The organism is Methylobacterium nigriterrae (assembly GCF_037106235.1).
Lineage (GTDB): Bacteria > Pseudomonadota > Alphaproteobacteria > Rhizobiales > Beijerinckiaceae > Methylobacterium > Methylobacterium nigriterrae.
This window is the reverse complement of the sequence record NZ_JBAWTG010000885.1, coordinates 1-270: the sequence shown is the minus strand read 5'-3', so window position 1 is coordinate 270 and position 270 is coordinate 1. Positions and strand designations below refer to the sequence as shown.

At 64.4% G+C, this 270-nt stretch carries 1 pseudogene; it reads left to right on the top strand.

The window, feature by feature from the left end:
- Positions 1–270, top strand: a pseudogene (locus tag WDW90_RS39550) (transketolase); the annotation flags it as partial.

The window sequence follows — 270 nt, the reverse complement described above, 5'->3', positions numbered from 1 at the left end:
ACCTGATCTTCTCCAAGGGCCACGCATCCCCGCTGTTGTACTCCATGTTCAAGGCTGCTGGCGTCGTCAGTGATGAGGAGCTCACGACGAGCTATCGCCGATTCGGCTCTCGCCTGGAGGGACATCCGACACCCGTCCTGCCCTGGGTCGACGTGGCCACGGGCTCGCTCGGCCAGGGCCTGCCCATCGGAGTCGGCATCGCGATGCTCGGCAAGCGCCTGGAGCATCGGCCTTACCGCGTATGGGTTCTCTGTGGAGACAGCGAGATGG